The sequence below is a fragment of the Methylobacterium platani genome (assembly GCF_001653715.1).
GTDB classification, from domain to species: Bacteria; Pseudomonadota; Alphaproteobacteria; order Rhizobiales; family Beijerinckiaceae; genus Methylobacterium; species Methylobacterium platani.
The window spans coordinates 108096-130645 of sequence record NZ_LWHQ01000008.1; the positions used below are offsets into that span (position 1 = coordinate 108096).

Annotated in this window: 16 protein-coding genes; 10 read left to right on the forward strand and 6 right to left on the reverse strand. The window is 71.8% G+C overall.

Going from position 1 to position 22550, the window contains the following annotated elements; translation table 11 throughout:
• Positions 1-49: 49 nt before the first annotated feature.
• Entirely contained in the window at positions 50-1387 is a 1338-nt protein-coding gene (locus A5481_RS03940) for an AmpG family muropeptide MFS transporter (protein WP_048432409.1), read from the reverse strand.
• Between the two features lie 222 nt (positions 1388-1609).
• On the opposite strand from A5481_RS03940, the gene A5481_RS03945 reads away from it, so the two are divergent.
• The 3 genes from A5481_RS03945 to A5481_RS03955 all read left to right on the forward strand — a co-directional run bounded on the left by A5481_RS03945 (position 1610) and on the right by A5481_RS03955 (position 4248).
• Complete coding sequence (locus tag A5481_RS03945) at positions 1610-2752, forward strand: PAS domain-containing protein (protein WP_048432408.1); 1143 nt, start codon at positions 1610-1612, stop codon at positions 2750-2752.
• Positions 2749-3186 carry a response regulator gene (locus tag A5481_RS03950; protein ID WP_048432407.1) on the forward strand — a complete coding sequence of 146 codons (438 nt, stop codon included), beginning with the start codon at positions 2749-2751 and terminating at the stop codon, positions 3184-3186. Before A5481_RS03945 ends, A5481_RS03950 begins: the two co-directional genes overlap by 4 nt.
• Before the next feature lie 477 nt (positions 3187-3663).
• Positions 3664-4248 (forward strand): NUDIX domain-containing protein, encoded by a 585-nt coding sequence (locus A5481_RS03955; protein ID WP_053082249.1) that lies wholly within the window; start codon positions 3664-3666, stop codon positions 4246-4248.
• A 106-nt stretch (positions 4249-4354) separates the two neighbouring features.
• On the opposite strand, the gene mutS is transcribed toward A5481_RS03955, so the two are convergent.
• Positions 4355-7135 (reverse strand): DNA mismatch repair protein MutS, encoded by a 2781-nt coding sequence (gene mutS, locus A5481_RS03960; protein WP_082172964.1) that lies wholly within the window; start codon positions 7133-7135, stop codon positions 4355-4357.
• 247 nt (positions 7136-7382) lie between these two features.
• Here mutS and A5481_RS03965 point away from each other — a divergent pair, with 247 nt between their 5' ends.
• Complete coding sequence (locus A5481_RS03965) at positions 7383-9674, forward strand: NADP-dependent malic enzyme (RefSeq protein WP_048432406.1); 2292 nt, start codon at positions 7383-7385, stop codon at positions 9672-9674.
• 7 nt (positions 9675-9681) lie between these two features.
• Here the strand turns inward: A5481_RS03965 and A5481_RS03970 are convergent, their stop codons facing one another.
• On the reverse strand, positions 9682-10281 hold the full coding sequence (locus tag A5481_RS03970; protein WP_048432405.1) for a metallophosphoesterase: 600 nt from the start codon (positions 10279-10281) through the stop codon (positions 9682-9684).
• Between the two features lie 137 nt (positions 10282-10418).
• The gene (locus A5481_RS03975) at positions 10419-10682 is read right to left on the reverse strand and encodes a hypothetical protein (RefSeq protein ID WP_048432404.1); all 264 of its coding nucleotides are present in this window, start codon (positions 10680-10682) and stop codon (positions 10419-10421) included.
• A gap of 227 nt (positions 10683-10909) precedes the next feature.
• Here A5481_RS03975 and A5481_RS03980 point away from each other — a divergent pair, with 227 nt between their 5' ends.
• The 6 genes from A5481_RS03980 (at position 10910) to A5481_RS04005 (ending at position 20997) form a co-directional block, all read left to right on the forward strand.
• The gene (locus tag A5481_RS03980) at positions 10910-12904 is read left to right on the forward strand and encodes a putative bifunctional diguanylate cyclase/phosphodiesterase (RefSeq protein ID WP_048432403.1); all 1995 of its coding nucleotides are present in this window, start codon (positions 10910-10912) and stop codon (positions 12902-12904) included.
• 104 nt (positions 12905-13008) lie between these two features.
• A complete protein-coding gene (locus A5481_RS03985; protein WP_048432402.1) occupies positions 13009-14214 on the forward strand; it encodes a fumarylacetoacetate hydrolase family protein in 1206 nt (401 codons plus the stop codon).
• 136 nt (positions 14215-14350) lie between these two features.
• Positions 14351-16450, forward strand: a complete 2100-nt coding sequence (locus A5481_RS03990; protein ID WP_048432401.1) for a carbohydrate porin — start codon at positions 14351-14353, stop codon at positions 16448-16450.
• A gap of 572 nt (positions 16451-17022) precedes the next feature.
• Complete coding sequence (locus tag A5481_RS03995) at positions 17023-18951, forward strand: acyltransferase family protein (RefSeq protein ID WP_048432400.1); 1929 nt, start codon at positions 17023-17025, stop codon at positions 18949-18951.
• Positions 18952-19073: 122 nt separating this feature from the next.
• Positions 19074-20237 (forward strand): acyl-CoA dehydrogenase family protein, encoded by a 1164-nt coding sequence (locus A5481_RS04000; RefSeq protein WP_048432399.1) that lies wholly within the window; start codon positions 19074-19076, stop codon positions 20235-20237.
• Between the two features lie 52 nt (positions 20238-20289).
• On the forward strand, positions 20290-20997 hold the full coding sequence (locus A5481_RS04005; RefSeq protein WP_048432398.1) for an alpha/beta fold hydrolase: 708 nt from the start codon (positions 20290-20292) through the stop codon (positions 20995-20997).
• A gap of 4 nt (positions 20998-21001) precedes the next feature.
• Here the strand turns inward: A5481_RS04005 and A5481_RS04010 are convergent, their stop codons facing one another.
• Both A5481_RS04010 and A5481_RS04015 read right to left on the reverse strand, forming a co-directional pair.
• Positions 21002-21643: a glutathione S-transferase family protein gene (locus A5481_RS04010; RefSeq protein ID WP_048432397.1), complete on the reverse strand. Its 642-nt coding sequence runs from the start codon at positions 21641-21643 to the stop codon at positions 21002-21004.
• A gap of 73 nt (positions 21644-21716) precedes the next feature.
• Entirely contained in the window at positions 21717-22010 is a 294-nt protein-coding gene (locus A5481_RS04015; protein ID WP_048432396.1) for a hypothetical protein, read from the reverse strand.
• Between the last annotated feature and the right edge of the window lie 540 nt (positions 22011-22550).

Consider the following 22550-nt stretch of genomic DNA (forward strand, 5'->3'; position numbering starts at 1 on the left):
GGGGCGGATGATGGGGCGGAAGGCGGGGCGGTGCGCCGTCCGCTCCCCGTCAGGCCCGGGCCGGCAGCTCCTCCCGCGGCGCCGGCTCGGTCTCGCCGGGCAGCAGCCGCAAGGCCAGGCAGAGCAGGGTCACCGGGATGCCGACCGCGGAGGTCAGGACGAAGAAGGTTGGGTAGCCGAGGGACTCGACGGCGAAGCCCGACAGGCCGCCGACGAACTTGCCCGGCAGGGCGTAGAGCGAGGAGAGCAGCGCGTACTGGGTCGCCGCGAAGGCCGGCGAGGTCAGGCTCGACATGTAGGCGATGAGCGCCGTGCCCGCGAAGGCGCCGGCGAAGTTGTCGATGCTGATGCTGGCCACCAGCAGCGGCAGGTCGTGGCCGGCGAGCGCCAGCCAGGCGAACATCAGGTTCGAGGCCGAGGCGGCGATCCCCCCGATGAGGAGCGCCGGGTAGAGGCCGAGCCGGCTCACCGCGATGCCGCCCGCGAAGGCCCCGGCGATGCCGATCCAGACGCCGTAGACCTTCGAGACCGTGGCGATCTCCGACAGGGAGAACTGCATGTCGATGTAGAGCGGGTTCGCCATGATGCCCGAGACGATGTCGGGCAGGCGGTAGACGGTGATGAGCGCCAGGATCAGCACCAGCCCCGTGCCCTTGCGGCGCACCAGGTCCGAGAACGGGTCGACCACCGCCTCGCGCAAGGCGTGGCGCCAGCCGCGCCGGGGCCCGGGATCCCTGGCCTGGACCTTCGGCGCCGCGAGCGTGCCGGCGACGGCGAGCAGCATCAGGGCCGCCATGCTGGCATAGGCCGGGGCCCAGCCGAAGGCGTCGGCGACGAACAGCGCGCCGGCCCCGGCGCAGATCCGCGCGAGGCTGTAGCCGAGCTGGTAGGAGGCCAGCATCATGCCCTGGCGCTCGGTCGGGGCGGAATCGATGCGCCAGCCGTCGACGACGATGTCCTGGGTCGCGGAGGCGAAGGCGATGACGAGCGCGCAGACCACGGTGTAGCCGAGCGAGGCCGCCGGATCGCCCCGGCTCATCGCGATCAGCCCCGCCGCCACGGCCAGTTGCGCCAGCAGCATCCAGGCCCGGCGCCGGCCGAGGAGCCGCGACAGCACGGGCAGGTCGACCCGGTCGATGACCGGGGCCCAGAGGAACTTCAGCGTGTAGGCGAGCGAGACGTAGCTGAGGAGCCCGATGCTCGAGCGCTCGATGCCGGCGCTGCGCAGCCAGGCCGACAGGGTGGCGAAGACGAGCAGGATCGGCAGGCCGGCGCCGAAGCCGAGCACCAGCATCATCGCCATGCGCCGGTCCGCCGCCACGTCCCGCAGGGTGGCGCGGGTGCGGGCGAGCCAGCCCGCCCCCTGTCTCCCGGCCGTCGTCGTCATCGCGCTCACTCGTCCTCCCAGAGGCCTGCGGCGGGTCCCGGCGCCGCGCCCGTCGCCGGCCGCGGATTCGACCCCAGGATATGGGCGGGATCATGATGGACGAAGGATTAACATTGCATCCACCGGAGCTTACCTTGCCGTCGGGAACCCCGGCCACGGTCGCGGGTTCGCTGGATGGACGGGGACGATCGGCCCGGCGGGGCCGTCCATTTGCGAGGGCGGATGTTCGGGTTGGACGCTCCAGGGCTGGCCGAGACGACGAAGACCGCGCCCGCGGCCGATGAGCCGTTCCTGGCCGCCTTCCGGGCGAGCGCGGCGCCGATGGTCATGACCGACCCGCGCCGGCCCGACAATCCGATCGTCTTCGCCAACCCGGCCTTCTGCCGCCTCACCGGCTACGCGCCGGAAGAGGTGCTCGGCCGCAACTGCCGCTTCCTCCAGGGGCCCGACACCGATCCCGCCGCCATCGCCCGGGTGCGCGAGGCGGTGGCGGCGGGCGAGCCGCTGCAGGTCGACATCCTGAACTACCGCAAGGACGGCCGCCCGTTCTGGAACGCCATGACGCTCACCCCGGTGCGCGACGAGACCGGGGCCGTGCGCTCCTACTTCGCGGTCCTGAGCGACGTCACCCGGACCCGCCAGGCCGAGCGGGCGCTGGCGCGGGAGAAGGACGGGCTCGCCCAGGACCTCGAGGCGCGCAACCGGGCACTCCAGACCGCCCTCGACCAGCAGACCGCCCTGCTGCACGAGGTCGACCACCGGGTGAAGAACAACCTGCAGGTCATCTCCTCGCTGGTGCTGCTCAAGGCGCGGCGCGCCCGCGACGCCGCCTGCCGCGACGTGCTGCGCAGCATGGCCGACCGCATCGGGGCGCTCGCCACCGTCCACCGCCTGCTCTACGCGCTGAGCGACGTCGCCCGCTTCGACCTGCGCGACTTCGCCGACGAGTTCGCGGCCGAGCTCGAGGCCGGCATCGACCCCGACCGGATCGCCCTCGCGATCGACGTCGAGGCGGTGGCGGTCCCGGCCTCAATGGCCGCGCCCCTGGCGCTCCTGGTGCACGAACTCTCCGTCAACGCGGTCCGGCACGCCTTTCCGGGAGATCGCCGCGGCCGGGTCGCCATCACGGCGCGGGCCGAGGGCGAGGGCCTGATCCTCGAGGTCAGCGACGACGGGATCGGCCTGCCCGCGCAATCCGACAACCCGGAAGGCTTCGGCCGCGACCTCGCCGGCATGCTGGTGCGCCAGCTGCGCGGCAGCCTGACCTTCGAGGACCTGGAACCCGGCACGCGGGCGCGGGTCGTCCTGCCGCTCGTCCCGCCGCTCGCCGCGACGGCGGGACAGGCCCCGGGACAGGGCCTTTGAACGCGGGCGGCCTGCGGGTCCTGATCGTCGAGGACGAGGTGTTCATCGCCCTCGAGCTCGAATGCCTGCTGGAGGAGGCCGGCCACGTGCCGGTCGGGGTCGCGACCCGCTCGGGCGAGGCGATCGCCCTCGCCCGCGACCTCGCACCCGACGTCGCCCTCGTCGACATCCATCTCGCCGACGGCCCGACCGGCGTCGCGGTGGCCCAGGCGCTGAGCGCGCAGCCGGGGACCACGGTGCTGTTCACCACCGCCAACGCCAAGCGCGTCCCGGCGGATTTCGCCGGGGCCGCCGGGATCATCGCCAAGCCCTATTCCGAGCGGGTGATCCGGGCGGCCCTCGCCTATGTCGCGGGGCGCTATCACGGCGGCGTGCCGACGGAGCCGCCGGACGGGGTGGTGATGGCGCGGGGGCCGGCTTCCGGCACGCCCTGACCACGATCCGGCCGGACCGGCCTTCCGGGTCCCGGCGCCACCTCGTCCCGCGTGACGGATCCGACAGCCGGGCGAGCTTTCGCGGGCATCGCGTGACCGGAGCGCACCGGCGGCGCTCCACAGGCCGGAGCGAGGCCGCGACCCGTCATCCGGCCGGGCGCCGGACGATCCATTTTCCAGTTTCGGAAATGATTTTTTCCAAAATTAAAACAATCATGCAATGTTGAATTGGCGAGCGGTCGTCTTGTCTGCTTTTGATACCGTGATGAATTGACAATCGACTCCGAATCAAATCACCTGACGCGGTGGAAATGGAGGCGACATATGACTATCGGCATTGATATTTTTGGCTATAATGCAGAATTGCTGCAGACATATGTCGACACCGGCATGAGACTGCCCTCGATATCATGATGTAAATTTCATGCAAGACTACGATTACGCAATGATTTCTCAATACTGCGATGGTGGCGGAACATGCAAGCCTATTTAGCGCTCTCAGACGGTGACGGTGATTTCGTGGTCGCCCAGAAGCAGGAGTTCTGCAGCTTCTGGGACGGCATGATTCGCGATAGGCAACTCGTCAACCAAGCGGGACAATGGTGCTTCCCGGGCGGCAAAGTCGAGCCCGGGGAGAACGCGATCACGGCCGCGCTCAGGGAGTTCCAGCAGGAAACCGGCATCGAGACCGGCGGCTGGGCGCCTCGCTGCAGCATCGCCTTCGACTACAAATCCGACACCAACAACGTGGTGTTCAGCCTCGTCCACTGCACCATTCCCTCCAGTCAGACGATCAGCGTGACGGGGATCAACCGCCTGATCGAGAAAAACATTTCAGGCAGTCAAGGCCGCCCGACCGGGGCGCTGGTCACCGACTGGGAATTGCAGCGTACGATCATGGTGCCGAGAAAGATCCTGCCGAACATCCTGGGCGTCCGCGTCGCCGTCGGCGACGAGGCCAAGCGTGCGATCGCCAAGCTTCGCCCCAACGATCACAGCCAGGCGATCGACTGGTACGGCTGGATGGCCGAGGCCTTGAACAAGAACGCGCCGCAATCCTAGACGGCGGGCCGCCGCGCGCCGGCAGTTCGGACCTCGGGCGCGGCGGTCGACCACCGTGCCGGGCCCGTTCCACGGGCTCCGGCGAGTGCGCCGATCGGACGCCGCGTCACCCCTCCGTCCGCGCCGCCTTGAGCCGGTAGAGCGCGTCGAGCGCCTCCCGCGGGCTCAACGCATCCGGGTCCAGCCCGTCGAGGAGCCGGCCGACCGGGTCGGGCCTCTCGACCGGCGGAGCCGGCGGCGGGGGAGCGGCCGGCATCGCGGAGAAGAGCGGCAGCTCGGCGGGCGCCTTCCGCCGTCCGGGACCGCCCTCCCCCCGCTCCAGCTCGGCGAGCAGGGCCTTGGCGCGGGCGATCACCGGGGCGGGCAGGCCGGCGAGCCGCGCGACCTGGAGGCCGTAGGAGCGGTCGGCGGCGCCGGGCACGACCTCGTGCAGGAAGACCACGTCGCCCTTCCACTCCGTCACCTTGAGGGTGGCGTTGGAGAGCCGCTCCAGGCGCTGAGCGAGGCCCGTCAGCTCGTGGAAGTGGGTGGCGAACAGGGCCCGGCAGCCGTTCGCGCCGTGCAGGTGCTCGAGGCAGGCCCAGGCGATCGAGAGGCCGTCGAAGGTCGCGGTGCCCCGCCCGATCTCGTCGAGCACGACGAGGGAGCGGCGCGTCGCCTGGTTGAGGATCGCGGCGGTCTCGACCATCTCGACCATGAAGGTGGAGTGGCCCCGCGCCAGGTCGTCGGCGGCCCCGACCCGGGAGAACAGCCGGTCGACGAGGCCGAGATGGGCGTTGGCCGCCGGCACGAAGGCGCCCATCTGCGCCAGTACCGCGATGAGCGCGTTCTGGCGCAGGAAGGTCGACTTGCCGCCCATGTTCGGGCCGGTGACGAGGAGGATCCGGCCGGCCTTGTCGCCGGAGAGGTCGCAGGCATTGGCGATGAACGCTTCGCCCGCCCTGGTCAGGGCCGCCTCGACGACGGGATGGCGCCCGCCCTCGATCCGGAAGGCGAGGCCGTCGTCGACGACCGGCCGGGTCCAGTTCAGCTCGACGGCGAGCTCCGCATGTGAGGCCGCCACGTCCAGCGCCGCGAGCGCGCCCGCCGCCGCCACGATCGAATCCGATTCCGCCATCACGGCGCGTGACAGGCTCTCGAAGATCTCGAGCTCGAGGGCGAGCCCGCGGCCGGCGGCGTTGGCGATCTTCGTCTCCAGCTCACCCAGCTCGACGCTGGTGAAGCGCATCGCGTCCACCATGGTCTGGCGGTGGACGAAGGTGGCGCGCCAGGGATCCTTGAGCAGGGTCTCGCCGAAGGCCTGCGGCACCTCGATGAAGTAGCCGAGCAGGTTGTTGTGCTTGATCCGGAGCGTCCGGCAGCCGGTGTCCGTGGCGTAGCGGGCCTGCAGCCCGGCCACGACCTGGCGCGAATCGCGCTGGAGGGTGCGGGTCTCGTCGAGTTCCGCCCGGTAGCCCTCGCGCACGAAGCCGCCGTCGCGGCGCTGGAGCGGCAGGTCGTCGCCGAGCGAAGCGGCGAGGTCGTCGGCGAGCGCCTCGTCGAACCCGGCGAGGATGCGGGCGGCCTTGCCGATCTCGCCCGGCAGCGCGCCGGCCCCGGCGAGCGCCGTCGCGATGCCGCGGGCGGCGAGCAGCCCGTCGCGGAGCGCGGCGAGGTCGCGGGGGCCGGCGCGGCCGAGGGAGATCCGCGACAGGGCCCGGGCCATGTCGGGGGCCCGCGCCAGCTCGGCCCGGAGCTCGGCCCGCAGGGCGCCCTCGGCCACCAGGAACTCGACCGCGTCGTGGCGGCGGCGGATCAGCGCGAGGTCGGTCGAGGGACCGGCGAGCCGCTCGGCGAGGAGCCGCGCGCCGGCGCCGCCGACGGTGCGGTCGATGGCGGCGAGCAGGCTGCCCGGGCGCTCGCCCGAGAGGGTGCGGGTGAGTTCGAGGTTCTGGCGCGTCGCCGCATCGATCATCAGGCTCGCGCCCGCCGCCTGGCGGGCCGGCGGGCTCAAGGTCACCTTGGCGCCGAGCTGGGTGCGGGCGATGTAGTGCAGCACCGCGCCCGCCGCCGCGACCTCGACCCGGCTGAACGTCCCGAAGCCGTCGAGGGTCTGGACGCCGAACTGCTCCTTCAAGGCCCGCTCGGCCGAGGCCGGATCGACGTCGCCGCGGCCGACCGGGGTGACGGCGGCCCTGGTGTCGCGCCACAGGCGGGAGAGGTCGGGATCCTGGTGGATGGCGTCGCCCATCACGATCTCGCGCGGGTCGAGCCGGGCGATCTCGGCGGCGAGCCCGGCGCCGTCGACCTCGCCGAGGGAGAAACGCCCGGTCGAGATGTCGACGGCGGCCAGGCCGTAGCACCAGGCCGAGTCCGACGCGCGGCGGCGGGCGAGCGCCAGCAGCACGTTGGCCCGGCCGGGATCGAGCAGGCGGTCTTCCGTGATGGTGCCGGGCGTGACGAGGCGCACGACCTCGCGCCGCACCACCGATTTCGAGCCGCGCTTCTTGGCCTCCGCCGGATCCTCGGTCTGCTCGCAGACCGCGACCCGGTGGCCGAGCCCGATCAGGCGCTGGAGGTAGTCGTCCGAGCGCTCGACCGGCACGCCGCACATCGGGATGTCGGCACCCGCATGCTTGCCCCGGCGGGTGAGCACGATGCCCAAGGCCCGCGAGGCGGTCTCGGCGTCCTCGAAGAACAGCTCGTAGAAATCCCCCATGCGGTAGAACAGCAGGGAATCGGGATTGGCGGCCTTGATCTCGATGTACTGCGCCATCATCGGCGAGACCTTGGCCTCGTCGTCGGCGGCGGCGGCCCGGCGGGTGCGGGCGGGGGCTACGGGCGCCTCGTCGGTCGGCTCGTAAGCCTCGTCGCGCAGGCGGCGGCCGGTGTCGCTGTCCATCGTCATGAGATCGGGGGCTGTCGTCGGGTCCGCGGCGAAGTGGTCTGCCAGACTAACAGAGGTGTGCGGCCACGCTCCAGACCGGCACAACGGGGATGATGGGGATCGTCGTCCCCGGCTGAAATGTCGTGCCGGCCGGCGTCGGCGCCGCAGCACCGCTTGAGCCGGCCCGGTCATGGCCCTAAGGGGTCATGGCCGTAGGGGACGTGTCCCGCCCGTCCGCGTGATCCTGTCGTTGAAAGAAGAGCCTGGCATGAGCGAGTCCCGCCCCGTCACCCGCGGCAAGCGCCCGACCTTCACCGACCAGGAGGCGCTGCAGTTCCACCAGCAGGGCCGCCCCGGCAAGCTGGAGGTGGTGGCGACGAAGCCGATGGCGACGCAGCGCGACCTGTCGCTCGCCTACTCGCCCGGCGTCGCCGTGCCGGTTCTCGCCATCGCGGACGATCCCGCGCTCGCCTACGACTACACCGCCAAGGGCAACCTCGTGGCGGTGATCTCGAACGGCACCGCGATCCTGGGCCTCGGCAACCGCGGCGCGCTGGCGTCCAAGCCCGTGATGGAGGGCAAGGCGGTCCTGTTCAAGCGCTTCGCCGACATCGATTCCTTCGACCTCGAGGTCGGAACGGAAGATGCCGAGGCGTTCATCAACTGCGTGCGCTACCTCGGCCCCACCTTCGGCGGCATCAACCTGGAGGACATCAAGGCCCCCGAGTGCTTCATCATCGAGGAGCGCCTGCGGGAACTGATGGACATCCCGGTCTTCCACGACGACCAGCACGGCACCGCGATCATCTCGGCGGCGGGCATCATCAACGCCCTCCACCTGACCGGCCGCGACATCGCGGAGGCGACGCTCGTCGTCAACGGCGCGGGTGCGGCCGGCATCGCCTGCATCGAGCTCGTCAAGGCGCTCGGCTTCCGCTCCGAGAACGTGATCCTGTGCGACACCAAGGGCGTGGTGTTCCAGGGCCGCACCGAGGGCATGAACCAGTGGAAGTCGGCCCACGCGGTCGCGACCACGAAGCGCACCCTCGAAGAGGCGATGGAGGGCGCCGACATCGCGTTCGGCCTCTCGGTGAAGGGCGCCTTCACCCCCGAGATGATCGCCTCGATGGCGCCGCAACCGATCATCTTCGCGATGGCGAACCCGAACCCTGAGATCACCCCCGAGGAGGTGGCGCAGGTCCGCGACGACGCCATCGTGGCGACCGGGCGCTCGGACTACCCGAACCAGGTCAACAACGTGCTCGGCTTCCCCTACATCTTCCGGGGCGCCCTCGACGTGCACGCGACCACGATCAACATGGAGATGAAGATCGCGGCGGCCGAGGCGCTGGCGGCGCTCGCCCGCGAGGACGTGCCGGACGAGGTCGCGGCGGCCTACCAGGGCACGCGGCCGCGCTTCGGGCGCGAATACATCATCCCGGTGCCGTTCGACCCGCGGCTCATCCACACCATCCCGCCGGCGGTGGCCAAGGCCGCGATGGAGACCGGCGTCGCCCGCAAGCCCATCGACCACATGGAGCGCTACCGGGCCCAGCTCTCGGCCCGGCGCGACCCCGTCGCCGGGACGCTGAACCGGGTGTTCGAGCGGGTGCGCAAGTTCCCCAAGCGCGTGGTCTTCGCCGAGGGCGAGGAGGAGGTGGTGATCCGCGCCGCGATCTCCTTCGTCAACCAGGGGCTCGGCACCGCGATCCTGGTCGGCCGCGAGGACCGGGTGATGGCCAATGCCGAGGCCGCCGGCATCGACCTCTCGGGCCGCGACAACATCGAGATCCACAACGCGGCGAAGTCCGACCGCAACAGCGTCTACGCGCAGTTCCTCTACGCAAGGATGCAGCGCAAGGGCTTCCTGTTCCGCGACTGCCAGCGCCTGATCAACCAGGACCGCAACCACTTCGCGGCCTCGATGGTCGCGCTCGGCGACGCCGACGCGATGGTGACCGGCACCACCCGCAACTACTCGATCGCGCTGGAAGACGTGCGCCGGGTCATCGACCACAAGCCCGGCCACCGGGTGATCGGCGTCTCGCTCTGCCTCGCCCGCGGCCGGGTGGTGCTGGTGGCCGACACGGCGATCCACGAGATGCCGAGCGCCGAGGAACTGGCCGGCATCGCCATCGAGGCGGCCGGCGTGGCGCGCCGCCTCGGCTACGAGCCGCGGGTGGCGATGCTGTCGTTCTCGACCTTCGGCTTCCCCAAGGCCGAGCGGGCCGAGAAGGTGCAGGAGGCGGTGCGGATCCTCGACGGGATGCGGGTCGACTTCGAGTATGACGGCGAGATGGCGGCCGACGTCGCGCTCAACAAGGACCTGCTCGCCCAGTACCCGTTCAGCCGCCTCAAGCAGCCGGCCAACGTGCTGGTGATGCCGGCCTTCCACTCGGCGGCGATCTCCACCAAGATACTGCAGGAGCTCGGCGGCGCCCAGGTGCTCGGGCCGCTGATCGTCGGCCTCGACAAGGCGGTGCAGATCGTCCCGCTCGGCGCGACCGATTCCGACATCGTCAACATGGCGGCGCTCGCCGCCTACAACATCGGCGGCTGAGCGCGGCTCACGCGCCGCCCGCCTCGCGGGCGGCGCTCTCCGTCACCCCGTCGTCTCCGGCCCGGTCCCGCGCCAACTCCTCCGGCACCAGGGTCGCCGCGTCCTGGCGCGCCGCGAGTGCCGGGAGCCGCACCGGGCGGTAGTCCCAGGCATCGACCCCGACGTCGCAGGAGCGGGTCGTGTCCGGCAGGGTGCCGTGGGTATGGCCGTAGAGGTGGCGGGTGCCGCGCCACAGGCCGGGCCAGGCCCGGTGGGCGTAATGCGCCAGGAACAGCCGCCACTCGCGGCCGTCCTCCCTCAGGGTGATGCGGGCGCTCTCGACCGGCGGGTCGGCCCAGGGCAGCTCGAGCACGCGGTTGCTGTCGTGGTTGCCGCGCACGAGGCGCTTGACGCCGTTGAGGCGCGCGAAGATCGCCGCGCAATGGGCGCGCTCGGCATGCGCGGCGAAATCGCCGACGTGCCAGACCTCGTCCTCGACCCCGACGACGGCGTTCCAGTTCGCCACCAGGGTCTCGTCGTGCTCGGCCAGCGAGGCGAACAGACGGCCGCGCTGGCGCAGGATGTGACGATCGCCGAAATGCGTGTCGGCGGTGAAGAAGACGGCCATGCGCACCCGGATCGAGCGTGACGGATGCCGAGATCAGATGGAGCGGCGGGAGCGACCGGCACGAGACCGATCGCCGCGTGGGCCCGGGTTCCGCCGCGGTGGAACCCGGGACGGGGTCGCGGGACCCGGACCGTGCCTCAGTAGCTCCGGCCGGCGCCGTAGCCGTAGCCGTCGCGCGGGCGCACCCGTGCGCCGTAATCGACGTCGCGCTGGGCGCGCCGCTTGGCCAGCGCCCGCCCGGCGAGGCAGCCCGCCACGGCACCGACGACGCCGCGCTCGGCGAGGTAGTGCCCGGCGATGCCGCCGATGATCGCGCCCTTGATGCAGCCCTTGGCCTGCGCCGCGCCCGCGCCCATCACGGTCATCGCCGCCACGACCGCCACCTTCGCCACGTTCCGCATGCTGTTCCTCCGCCCGACCGGGAGATCGATGTCGACGGAAAGAGTAACAGCCAGGCTCGGCCGGCGTTCCGCGACGACAGCGATTGACGGGACCGGCCCGCACGGGCGACCCTGGCCCGCGTCAACGATTCTTTACCCGCGGCTGCTACGAGAGCGAGGCCGGCCACCGAGGTGACATGTCAGGACCAGGCAACCACGACGCAGGGTTCGACATGTCTCCCGCGGGCATGCCGGCCACGAGCGACGGCCCGGATCTCCGCGCCTCGATCCGGCGCGACCAGCTCGAGGCCGTGCGCCTCAGCGTGCAGCAGGCGCTGCCGGTCAACGCGATCCTCGGCGCCACCGGTGCCCTGGTGGCGGCGCAGGCCGGGTCCTGGCGCACCGGGCTCGCCTGGTTCGCGGTCTCCTCGGCCGTCAACCTCGTGCGGCTCGGCCTGTGCCGGGCGCCCTGCGCCGGCCTCGCCATCCCCGAAACCCCGTCTCCCGAGACGGCGCAGGCCGCCGCCCGCTCAGTCGACCGGCATCTCGCCCTCGCCACCCTGGCGGCGCTGACCTCGGGCATCGTCTGGGCCCTGGTGGCGATCCTGTGCGACGGCTACACCGCGCCCCAGACCCTGTTCTACCTCATCGTCGTCTGCGGCATCACCGCGGGCTCCGTCACCCACGGCATGGCCTACGCGGCGATCCCCGCCTGCTTCATCGCGCCCCCGCTCCTGACGGCGGCGGCCTGCCTGACCGTCGCCGGCGGCTTCGACCGGGCCTGCCTCGCCGTCACGGTGGTGCTCTACCTCGCCGCGCTCCTGCGAGCGGCGGTCGAGACCGAGCGGGGCTTCCGCCGCACCTCGCGGCTGAAGAACGAGGCCACCGCGCTGGCGCGGGCGCGCCAGGAGGCGCACGAGGAGGCCTCGGCGCTGGCCGAGGAGATGCGCCGCCGCGCCACCCACGACGCCCTCACCGGGCTGCTGAACCGCGCCGGATTCGCGCAGGGCGCGGAGGCGCGGATCGCACGGCCCGGGCCGGCCCCCTGCCTGATGCTGCTCGACCTCGACGGCTTCAAGTCGGTCAACGACGTCTACGGCCACTCGACCGGCGACCGGGTGCTGGTCGAGGTGGCGCGCCGCCTGCGCCGGACTTTGCCGCCGGGGGCTCTCGCGGCCCGCTTCGGCGGCGACGAGTTCGCGGTCCTGTACGATCCGGCGGGCGGCCTGCCGCCGGCGGACCTCTCGCCCGCGGATCTGGCGGCGGGCCTGATCGCGGCGATCGTCGAGCCGTTCGAGAGCTTCGATGCCGGCCGCCTCGGCGTCAGTATCGGCCTGTGCCACGCCCACGGGCCGAGCCTGACCCAGATGCTCAGCTGCGCCGACGAGGCGCTCTACGCCGCCAAGGCCGCCGGGCGGAACCGCTTCCGGATCTTCGACGAGGGCCTGCGCGGCCGCCTGGAGATGCGCCGCGACAGCGAGCGCGACCTCTCGCACGCGCTCGCCGAGAACGGCCTCGCGGTCTGGTTCCAGCCGATCTTCGGCGAGGGCGGCGGGCGCGTCGCCGGCCTCGAGGCCCTGGTGCGCTGGAACCACCCGGTCCACGGCTGGATCCCGCCGGGCGAGATCGTCGCCGCCGCCGCCCGGGCCGGGCTGACCGAATCGCTCCTGCGCTTCATCCTCGAGCAGGTCTGCGGCGCGATGCTGGCCCTGCGGGCCGGCGGCGTCGCCGACGTCCGGGTGGCGATGAACGTCTCGCCGCGGGAGATGGCGCAGGTCCCGGTCGACGAGATCGTGCTGGAGCGCCTGCGGGCGCTCGGCCTGCCTGCCGCCCTCCTCGAGATCGAGATCACCGAGGAGACCGCCCTCGACATCGAGGCGGTGCAGGACAAGCTCGCCGCCCTCGCCCGTGCCGGGATCCGCGTCGCGCTCGACGATTTCGGCATCGGCTACTCGTCGCTGGCGAGCCTGCGCCAGCTGCGGGCCGGCCGGGTCAAGATCGACCGCAGCCTCGTCACCGGCCTGTCGGCCTCCGACGACAAGCGCGGGCTGGTCCAGGCCGTGCTCGGCCTCGGCCGGGCGCTCGGCCTCGAGGTGGTCGCCGAGGGCATCGAGACCGCCGACGACCTCGCGGCCCTGCGGGCCCTGGGCTGCCCGTTCCTGCAGGGCTACCATCTCGGCCGCCCGGCCCCCGCCGACCAGGCGCTCCGGCAGGCCCTGGCCTCCCGCCCCGATGCCGCCTGAGAGTTGCGCCGCCTGAGAGTTGCGCCGCCCGGGAGGCGGATCTAGGTCTCTGCCCGTGCCGCGCACCCGCCGAACGGGCGCCGGCCGGGAGGAGACCCGACCCCATGCAGCCGATTCTCGACGCCTACGATGCCCGCGCCGTCCTGCCGGAGGACGGCTGTGCCGGGGCGCTGGCCGGCCGGATCTGGCGCCCGGAGCTGAACGGGCCGAGCGTCGTCGCGGTGCGGCCGGGCGCGACCGGGGCGCCGGAACTCGTCGACGTCACCCGCGCCTTCCCGACCATGCGCGACCTGTGCGAGACGCCCGATCCGGCCGCCGCCCTGCGGCAGGCCGCGGGCGAGACGGTCGGCACGCTCGACGCGATGCTCGCCAACACGCCCCCGGACACCCGCGATCCGTCGAAGCCCTGGCTCCTCGCGCCGGTCGACCTCCAGGCGGTCAAGGCCGCCGGCGTCACCTTCGCGGTCTCGATGCTGGAGCGGGTGATCGAGGAGCGGGCCCGCGGCAACCCGGATGCCGCGGCGGCGATCCGTACCGAGGTCGGGCGCCTCGTCGGCGACGACCTGCGGCGCCTGAAGCCCGGCTCGCCCGAGGCGATGGCCCTGAAGGCGGTGCTGGTGGCGCAGGGCGCCTGGAGCCAGTACCTCGAGGTCGGCATCGGCCCCGACGCCGAGATCTTCACCAAGGCCCAGCCCCTCTCCTCGGTCGGCTGCGGCCAGGAGGCCGGCCTGCATCCGGGCTCGCAGTGGAACAACCCGGAGCCCGAGGTGGCCCTGGTGGTCGCCTCCGACCAGCGCATCGTCGGGGCGACGCTCGGCAACGACGTCAACCTGCGCGACTTCGAGGGCCGCTCGGCCCTGCTGCTGGGCAAGGCCAAGGACAACGCCGCCTCCTGCGCCCTCGGGCCGTTCCTGCGCCTGTTCGATGCCGGCTTCTCCCTCGATCACGTGCGCCGCGCCGTGGTGAGCCTGGAGGTCGTCGGCGAGGACGGGTTCCGGCTGTCGGGCACCTCGCCGCTCTCCGAGATCAGCCGCGACCCGGCCGACCTCGTCGCCGCCATGATGGGCGGGACCCACCAGTATCCCGACGGCGCGGTGCTGTTCCTCGGCACCATGTTCGCGCCGGTCGAGGACCGGGGCGCGCCGGGCCAGGGCTTCACCCACAAGGTCGGCGACCGGGTGACGATCCGCAGCCCGGGCCTCGGCGCGCTGGTGAACCGCATGCGCCACTGCCAGGATTGCGAGCCCTGGACCTTCGGTGCCGCCGCGCTGATGCGCAACCTCGCCGCCCGCGGGCTGCTGCAGGGCTGAAAAAAGCCCGCCGCGGGCGGCATCCGTGACAATAGCGTCACGGAAACCGTGGACCCCTCGCCCGGGCGAGCGTGGCCGGTTGCCAGGAATATAGCATTGGCTATACCTGGCGGCCGGAACGGCAGGGGATGCGGCGATGCGGCGGACGAGTGGAGCGGGAATCGGGGTGGCGCTCGGCCTGTGCGCCGGCATGGCGGCGGCGGCCGACCTGCGCCCTCCCGCCCCCGCGCCCGCCGCGGACGCGCCCGGATACGTCGACTGGTCGGGCCCCTATCTGGGGATCGAGGGCAGCGCCGGCGCCTCGTTCGGCAATTACCGCTTCGGGCCGAGCACGGTCGGCGGGGAGTCGATCCCGGCCTTCCAGAGCGGCGACTCGACGCGGCGCTCGGATGCCGGCCGCACCGCCACCACGGCGGTGGGCGGGCTGTTCGGCGGCTACAACTGGCAGGCGGGCCCCTACCTCTACGGGCTGGAGGCCGACCTCTACGGCGCCAACCTCAAGCGCCCGGTTCCCTCGAACGCGGTCGGGTTCGGCTACGAGGGGGTCGATCCGCCCTTCAGCCTGGTCCGCGGCAAGACCGACCTCTACGGCGCCCTCAGGGCCCGCCTCGGCTACGCATTCGAGAGCTACCTCGTCTACGCCACCTTCGGCCTCGCCGGCGCCGATGCGCGGGTGCTCGCCACCTATCCGGACCTCGCCGGCGGCGCGGCGGCGACGGCGCGCAAGGATCTCTCCTTCCTCGGCTTCACCCTCGGGGCCGGCGTGCAATACGCCATCACCCCGAACCTCGCTCTCGGCCTCGACTACCGCTACGTCGACCTCGGGCGCTCGGGCCGCTTCGGCCTCGGCGCCGTGCCGGGCCTCGGCCCGGTCTCGACGGAGGTCGCCTTCTCGTCGCACCAGATGATGGCGCGGCTGTCCTGGTATCCCGGCGGCCTGCGGCTGCCGGCGGAGGTGGCCGAGGACACGCCGGCGAGCCGCGACACCGGGCGCTACTCGTTCCACGGCCAGACCACCTTCGTCAGCCAAGGCGTGCCGGGCTTCCGCGCGCCCTATCGCGGCGAGAACAGCCTGGTGCCGAACCAGGTCCAGTCGACCACGACCGCGACCCTGTTCCTCGGCGTGAAGCTGACCGACAGCACCGAGCTCTACTACAACCCGGAATTCTCGCAGGGCTTCGGCCTGTCGCGCACCCTCGGCGTCGCCGGCTTCGTCAACGGCGAGGCGCAGAAGGCCGGGGCGCCGTTCCCGAAGCTGCGTTCCAACCGCTACTTCATCCGCCAGACCTTCGGCCTCGGCGGCGCCACCGAGGACGTGCCCGACGGCGTCAACCAGGTGGCGATGACCCGCGACGTCGAGCGGATCTCGGTGGTCGCCGGCAAGTTCGCGCTGGGCGACTTCTTCGACGGCAACGTCTACGCCCACGATCCCCGCGTCGACTTCATGAACTGGTCGATCTGGGGCTCCTCGGCCTGGGACTTCCCGGCCAACCTGCCGGGCTTCACGCAAGGCGTGATGGTCGAGTACAACCGGCCGGAATTCGCCATCCGGGCGGCCTACACCCAGGTGCCGAAGCAGCCCTCGAACGACGTGCTCGACCCGCGGGTGTTCGAGCGCGCCGGCACCAACATCGAGTTCGAGGAGCGCCACGTCCTGCCCGGCCTCGACCAGCCGGGCAAGCTGCGCATCGGCCTGTTCAGCAACGTCGGCAACACCGCCAATTACCGCCAGGTCGTCGACCTGACGCAAGCAGGGATCTACGACGACATCAACGACGCCGCGGCCGCGACGCGCCGGCCCCGGCGCAAGACGGGCGCCTACGTCAACCTGGAACAGGCCCTGACCTCCGATCTCGGCCTGTTCGCCCGGGCGAGCGTCTCGGACGGGCGCAACGAGAGCCTGTCCTTCACCGACGTCGACCGCAGCCTCTCGGGCGGCCTCTCGCTCAAGGGCACCGCCTGGGAGCGGCCGAGCGACACGCTCGGCATCGGTGCGGCGATAAACGGCCTGTCGCCGTCGCACCGCGCCTTCTTCGCCAACGGGGGCCTCGGCCTGCTGATCGGCGACGGGCGGCTCAACTACGGCACCGAGCGCGCCGTCGAGACCTACTACGCCCTCAGCCTGACCAAGGCGGTGACGGTGTCGTTCAATTACCAGTTCGTGGTGAACCCGGCCTACAACCGCGACCGCGGCCCGACCAACTTCTTCGGCACGCGCCTGCACGCCGATTTCTGAGGCGCGCTCGGGGACGTCTACGTCTTTCGGGCAGCGCCTCACCCGGGCGGCGTGTCGTCCCGCCGCGGGCCTCGACGACGGCGCGCGTCTGTCCGAGGCGGGCAACGCCTCCGGTGACGGCCAATCCCGGGATCCTCGCCCCCGCGATCGCGCATGTCGAAGGCGGGCTTCGGCGCCGCCGCGCGAAGACTGACGCGCGTCGATCCCGGCAGGGCAGCCCCGTTCCACTCGACGGGACGCACCCACGGGACCGCGACCTCTCGCGATCCGGGGGCGGACGGAGCGCCAGGTCTTCCGGTACGGCGGGGCCGGCCCGCGAAGACCTTCCTCACCTGCGCACGACCCGATCACGGCCGGGTCGGCTTCATCGACCATCCCGGCCTCTCAAGACGGCCTTCCGGCGCCCGCCCGGCCGGGCGGCTACGGAATAAGGCTGTGCTGTGTCCCGGGCGCGCCGTTCCTATGCTGCCCCGGCGGTCGGATGAGGACAGTCCCTGGCAGTCGGCCCAGCCGGCATCCGATGCCGTCCGATCGCATCCCGCAACACGGTGTCCCGATCTGAGGGGTCGATCATGCAGCCTGGCGCGGACGGACGATCGGTCCATCCCTCCTATCGAGCCGACATCGACGGATTGCGCGCCATCGCCGTCCTGGCAGTGGTGTTCTACCATGTCGGCTTCGCGTGGATGCCGGGCGGCTTCGTCGGGGTCGACGTGTTCTTCGTCATTTCCGGCTACGTCATCACGCGCGGCCTGCTGCGGGAGGCGGAGCACGGCGGCATCTCCCTCGCGGCCTTCTACGCCCGGCGGATCCGGCGCATCCTGCCGGCCCTGGTCGCGACCCTGGCGCTCACCTCGCTCGCCGCCTACTGGCTGCTGCTGCCGCCGCAGCTCGAGGATTACGCCGGGAGCGCCGTGGCCTCCGCCCTGTCGGTGGCCAACGTCTACTTCTGGCGTTCGTCCGGCTACTTCGATGCGGCGGCGCTCTACCGCCCGCTGCTGCACACCTGGTCGCTCTCGGTCGAGGAGCAGTTCTACTTCCTGCTGCCGGTCTCGCTGATGCTGGCGATCCGCCTGCGCCTGCGGCCGCTCTGGCTCCCCGTCGCGCTCGTCGCCCTCGCCTCCTTCGGCCTGAGCCTCTATGCCGGCCGCTTCGCCCCGACGGCGAATTTCTACCTGCTGCCGACCCGGGCCTGGGAGCTTCTCCTCGGCACCCTGCTGGCGATGCTGCCGCGCGGCGCGGCGGGCGCGCTGCCGCCGGTCGTGCGCGGCGCCGCCGGCCTCGCCGGGCTCGCCTGCATCGCGGGTCCGACCCTGCTCTACAGCGACGCGACTCCCTTCCCCGGCCTCGGCGCCGTGCCGCCCTGCCTCGGCGCCGCCCTGCTGATCGGCCTCGGCGAGGCCCGGGAGGGGAACGCGGCCGCCTGCCTGCTCGCGGCCGCCCCCCTGGTGGCGATCGGGCTGATCTCCTACTCGGCCTATCTCGTCCACTGGCCGCTGATCGTGCTCGGCCGGATCGCCCTGATACGGGACTTCGACACGCCCGAGTCGATCGCGGTCATCGGCGCGACGCTCGTCCTCGCCGCCCTCTCCTTCCGGTTCGTGGAGCGCCCGTTCCGGCGGCCGGCGGCGGGCGCGCGGCTGCGGCCGGTCTACGCCGCCGGCCTCCTCGCCACGCTCGCGACGGTCGGCCTCGGCTGGGCCGGGGCGGCGAGCGGCGGCCTGCCCGGGCGCTTCCCCGATTTCCGCATCCGGTCGGTCCCGGGCTCCGAGACCTGGAACCACCGCACCTGCTTCCTGTTCCCCGACCAGAGCTGGCAGGCCTGGGATCAGGCCGCCTGCACCCGCACCGCGGGCAAGGACGGGCTGGTCCTGCTCTGGGGCGACAGCTTCGCGGCCCAGTACGTGCCCGGCCTGATGCGCCACGCCGACCAGCTGCCCGGCAACCTGCTGCAATACACCGCGGCGGGCTGCCGCCCGACCCTCGGCGTCGCCTCGTACGTCGTGCCCCATTGCGGCGCGTTCAACGACAACGCCCTCGCGCTGATCCGCCGCCTCAAGATCCGCGACGTGGTGCTGGCCGGACGCTGGGGCTCGCAGCGCGACCGCGACATGCCCGCCTTGCTGCACGAGACCATCGCCCGGGTGACCGCCCTCGGGGCCCGCGTCCACGTGATCGGGCAGTCGCCGGAATTCCCGCTCGATCCCGCCTTCCTCGCCTATCACCAGCGCCACGACCCGCCGGACGAGGCCGGCCGCTGGCACCCGATCGCGGAGCGGGGCATCAACCGGACCCTGTGGGCGGTCCTGCCCGACACCGCGACCTTCATCGATCCGTTCGCGGCGCTGTGCGAGGGCGGCACCTGTCCCTATGCCCGCGGCGAGACCTTCCTGTACGGCGATGCCGGCCACTTCTCCTCGGCCGGGTCGTTGCTCGCGGTCGAGCGGTACCTGGCGGCCGGGATGTTCGCGCCGCCGCGCTCGGCCGCGGCGGCGCCGTGAGCCTGCGGCGGGTGGCAGGCAGTCCCTCGACGGCCTGCCACCCGCGGCCGCGATCGGTGTAGCGTCGCGTCCTGAACGATGCGCCGCCCCGATGCGGGCGGCGCCAGGATGGAGACGCCCGAATGACCGAGACCGACGCCCTCCGGCACCCGGAGATCCGCGAGGAGGTCGCCAAGCTCTGCGCCCGCTTCCCCGACGAGTACTGGCGCCGCCTCGACGCCGACCGCGCCTATCCGACGGAGTTCGTGAACGCGCTGACCGAATCCGGCTACCTGTCGGTGCTGATCCCCGAGGAATACGGCGGCTCCGGCCTGCCGCTCTCGGCGGCCGCGGCGATCCTGGAGGAGGTGCAGCGCTCCGGCTGCAACGGCGCTGCCTGCCACGCCCAGATGTACACGATGGGCACGGTGCTGCGGCACGGCACGCCGGCCCAGAAGGAGCGCTACCTGCCGGAGATCGCCGCCGGCCGCCTGCGGCTCCAGGCCTTCGGCGTCACCGAGCCGACGAGCGGTACCGACACCACGGCGCTCCGCACCACGGCCCGGCGCGAGGGCGACAAGTTCATCGTCAACGGCCAGAAGATCTGGACCAGCCGGGCCGAGCATTCCGACCTGATGCTGCTGCTCGCCCGCACCACTCCGCGCGACCAGGTGGCGAAGAAGACCGACGGGCTCTCGACTTTCATCGTCGACATGCGCACGGTGCTCGGCCGCGGCCTGACCATCCGGCCGATCCGCACGATGATGAACCACAATTCCTGCGAGGTCTTCTTCGACAACATGGAGGTGCCGGCCGAGAACCTGGTCGGCGAGGAGGGCAAGGGGTTCCGCTACATCCTCTCGGGCATGAACGCCGAGCGGCTCCTGATCGCCGCCGAGTGCATCGGCGACGCCAAGTGGTTCATCGCCAAGGCCTCGGCTTACGCCCGCGAGCGCCAGGTCTTCGGCCGGCCGATCGGCCAGAACCAGGGCATCCAGTTCCCGATCGCCAAGGCCTACGCCAACATGCGCGCCGCCGAGCTGATGGTGCAGGAGGGCCTGCGCCTCTACGAGGCCGGGGCGAACCCGGGTGCGGAGGCCAACATGGCCAAGATGCTCGCCGCCGACGCCTCGTTCGAGGCGGCCAATGCCTGCATCCAGACCTTCGGCGGGTTCGGCTTCGCCGAGGAATACGACGTCGAGCGCAAGTTCCGCGAGACCCGGCTCTACCAGGTGGCGCCGATCTCGACGAACCTGATCCTGTCCTACGTCGCCGAGCACGTGCTCGGCATGCCGCGCTCGTATTGAGGACCTCGGCCGCCCCTGGCGCCGGACGCCCGATCCGGCCATAGGGGCGGCCATGGCCGTGACTACCGATCTCGCCCCGCTGCTGTTCCTGCCCGGGCTCCTCAACGACGCGGTGCTGTGGCGCGCGCCCATCGACGCGCTCGCCGACCGGGCCGCCGCGTCGGTGGCGGACCTCACCCTCGACGACAGCGTCGTGGCGATGGCGCGGCGGGCGCTTGCCGCCGCGCCGCCGCGCTTCGGCCTCGTCGCCCTGTCGATGGGCGGCTACGTCGCCTTCGAGATCCTGCGCCAGGCGCCCGAGCGGGTGACGCGGCTTGCCCTGTTCGACACCGCCGCCGCGCCGGAGAATGCCGAGCGCGCCGCCACGCGGCGCCAGGGCATGGACCAGCTCAAGGTCGGGCGCTTCGCCGGCGTCACGACGCGGCTGCTGCCGACGCTCGTCCACGCCTCGCACGTGCACGGACCGGTGGGCGAGGCCGTGAAGGCGATGGCCGAGCGGGTCGGCGGCGCGGCCTTCCTGCGCCAGCAGCGGGCGATCCTCGACCGGCCGGACAGCCGGCCGCTGCTTCCGGCGATCCGGGTGCCCACCCTGGTGGCGGTCGGCGCCGACGATCGGCTGACGCCGCCGGAGCTCGCCCGCGAGATCCACCAGGGCATCGTCGGCTCGCGCCTCGAGGTCCTGCCGGAATGCGGCCACCTGCCGCCGCTGGAGCGGCCGGCCGAGACGGGCGCGCTGCTGCGGGAATGGCTGGCGGCGTGAGCGGTCAGGCCAGCATCGGCTCCAGATCCGGATCGCCCTTCGCCATCGCCCGGCGATAGGCGGGGCGTTCGCCGATCCGCCGCAGGTAGGCGCGGATCGCCGGATAGGGCGCGAGGTCGATCGGCTGGAACAGCCGCATCGTGGTGAGCGAGAACACGCTCATGATGTCGGCCGCGGTGAACTCGTCGCCCGCCAGCCAGGACACCCCGGCGAGCCGCGCCTCGACGAGCGCCATCACCCGGTCGAGCCGCCCCTGCACCGCGGCCTGCACCGGATGGTCGGGACCCAGGCCGACGCGGCCCACCATCATCAGCCGGCCGACGACCGGCTGCAGGTTCCCGTTGGCGAAGTGGAACCAGTACAGGAACTCGGCATAGGCGGGATGCTCCGGCCCGGGCCGCAAGCGACCGCCGCCATGCCGGGCGATCAGGTACTCGACGATCGCGGCAGATTCGGCGAGCACCACGCCGTCATCCTCAACGACCGGCGCGGCCCCGAGCGGGTGCAGGTCGCGCAATTCCGGCGGCGCCAAGATCGTGGCCGGGTCGCGCCGGTAGCGCCTGAGCTCGTACGGGATCCCGAGTTCCTCGCACAGCCACAGGATGCGCTCGGATTGCGAGCGGCCGAGGTGATGGATCGTCAGCATGGGCACCTTCCCATCGTCGCGAGCGCCGGCCGCCGGTGTGGATCCGGTCGCAGCCGGCCTTCGCGGATGTCGCTCACCGGTTCCCCGCCGCCGGCCCGCCCGCCGTGCCGCCGGTCCCGGGCGGACCCGCGGTCGGGCTGCCGCCGATCCAGACGCCCGGATTGGTGCCGGGGACGGACGTGCTGCTCGGATTGCCCGGGAGGTTCTGCGTCGGGCGCGAGGCGGGCGGCTTCGTCCCGGTGCCGGGGCCCGGCGCGCCGACGGCGTCGCTCGGCGGGGGCACCCGGGCGGTCTGGGCCTGGACGGCGGTCGTCAGGCCGAGGGCGAGAGCGAGCGTGAGGGCGGGCACAAGGGCGGGTCTGGGCATCGGCCTGTCTGTACGAAAGAGATGCGTCGTCAACACCGGGACGGCACTCCGGTTCACCAAGCCTCACGGAAAGCATCACTCGCGCAGCTTCATCGCCGTGACTCCGGCCTTACTCTGCGCGACAATCCGGAGCAACCGGACAGTCGATCCCGGGTTCGATCGAAAAATCCGCATAGTCGCGAGACCTGGCGACAACAGAAGAACGATCAGAAAAATGTCACGCTCGACAACAACGATATCGTATGCCGGCGCAATCCTATGCGCGATCTATACTTTGAGCACGACATTCTGCGTTGCGTTAGCGCTTGCAGCGCGAACAGATCCGAAAGGGTCGTTCGCCTTGTTGCAACTACCCATTGCACCAATGATGATCTTTGTGGACGCCATCGGCATGACCCCGCATCTAAGAGACGTCGGCTGGCTCTCGACCTATGCCCTTCTCTTTCCGATGAACTTGATCACCCTCTACATCACGGGACACATCATCGGATCAATTTGCGAATACATCTTTGGATAAAACCACGGTCCACGACACGAGCT

What these genes read in the sequence shown, in the direction of transcription:
- A5481_RS03940 (WP_048432409.1), bottom strand. Translation starts at nt 1,387, where the DNA reads ATGACGACGACGGCCGGGAGACAGGGGGCGGGCTGGCTCGCCCGCACC.
- A5481_RS03945 (WP_048432408.1), top strand. Translation starts at nt 1,610, where the DNA reads ATGTTCGGGTTGGACGCTCCAGGGCTGGCCGAGACGACGAAGACCGCG.
- A5481_RS03955 (WP_053082249.1), top strand. Translation starts at nt 3,664, where the DNA reads ATGCAAGCCTATTTAGCGCTCTCAGACGGTGACGGTGATTTCGTGGTC.
- mutS (WP_082172964.1), bottom strand. Translation starts at nt 7,135, where the DNA reads ATGACGATGGACAGCGACACCGGCCGCCGCCTGCGCGACGAGGCTTAC.
- A5481_RS03965 (WP_048432406.1), top strand. Translation starts at nt 7,383, where the DNA reads ATGAGCGAGTCCCGCCCCGTCACCCGCGGCAAGCGCCCGACCTTCACC.
- A5481_RS03970 (WP_048432405.1), bottom strand. Translation starts at nt 10,281, where the DNA reads ATGGCCGTCTTCTTCACCGCCGACACGCATTTCGGCGATCGTCACATC.
- A5481_RS03975 (WP_048432404.1), bottom strand. Translation starts at nt 10,682, where the DNA reads ATGCGGAACGTGGCGAAGGTGGCGGTCGTGGCGGCGATGACCGTGATG.
- A5481_RS03980 (WP_048432403.1), top strand. Translation starts at nt 10,910, where the DNA reads ATGCCGGCCACGAGCGACGGCCCGGATCTCCGCGCCTCGATCCGGCGC.
- A5481_RS03985 (WP_048432402.1), top strand. Translation starts at nt 13,009, where the DNA reads ATGCAGCCGATTCTCGACGCCTACGATGCCCGCGCCGTCCTGCCGGAG.
- A5481_RS03990 (WP_048432401.1), top strand. Translation starts at nt 14,351, where the DNA reads ATGCGGCGGACGAGTGGAGCGGGAATCGGGGTGGCGCTCGGCCTGTGC.
- A5481_RS03995 (WP_048432400.1), top strand. Translation starts at nt 17,023, where the DNA reads ATGCAGCCTGGCGCGGACGGACGATCGGTCCATCCCTCCTATCGAGCC.
- A5481_RS04000 (WP_048432399.1), top strand. Translation starts at nt 19,074, where the DNA reads ATGACCGAGACCGACGCCCTCCGGCACCCGGAGATCCGCGAGGAGGTC.
- A5481_RS04005 (WP_048432398.1), top strand. Translation starts at nt 20,290, where the DNA reads ATGGCCGTGACTACCGATCTCGCCCCGCTGCTGTTCCTGCCCGGGCTC.
- A5481_RS04010 (WP_048432397.1), bottom strand. Translation starts at nt 21,643, where the DNA reads ATGCTGACGATCCATCACCTCGGCCGCTCGCAATCCGAGCGCATCCTG.
- A5481_RS04015 (WP_048432396.1), bottom strand. Translation starts at nt 22,010, where the DNA reads ATGCCCAGACCCGCCCTTGTGCCCGCCCTCACGCTCGCTCTCGCCCTC.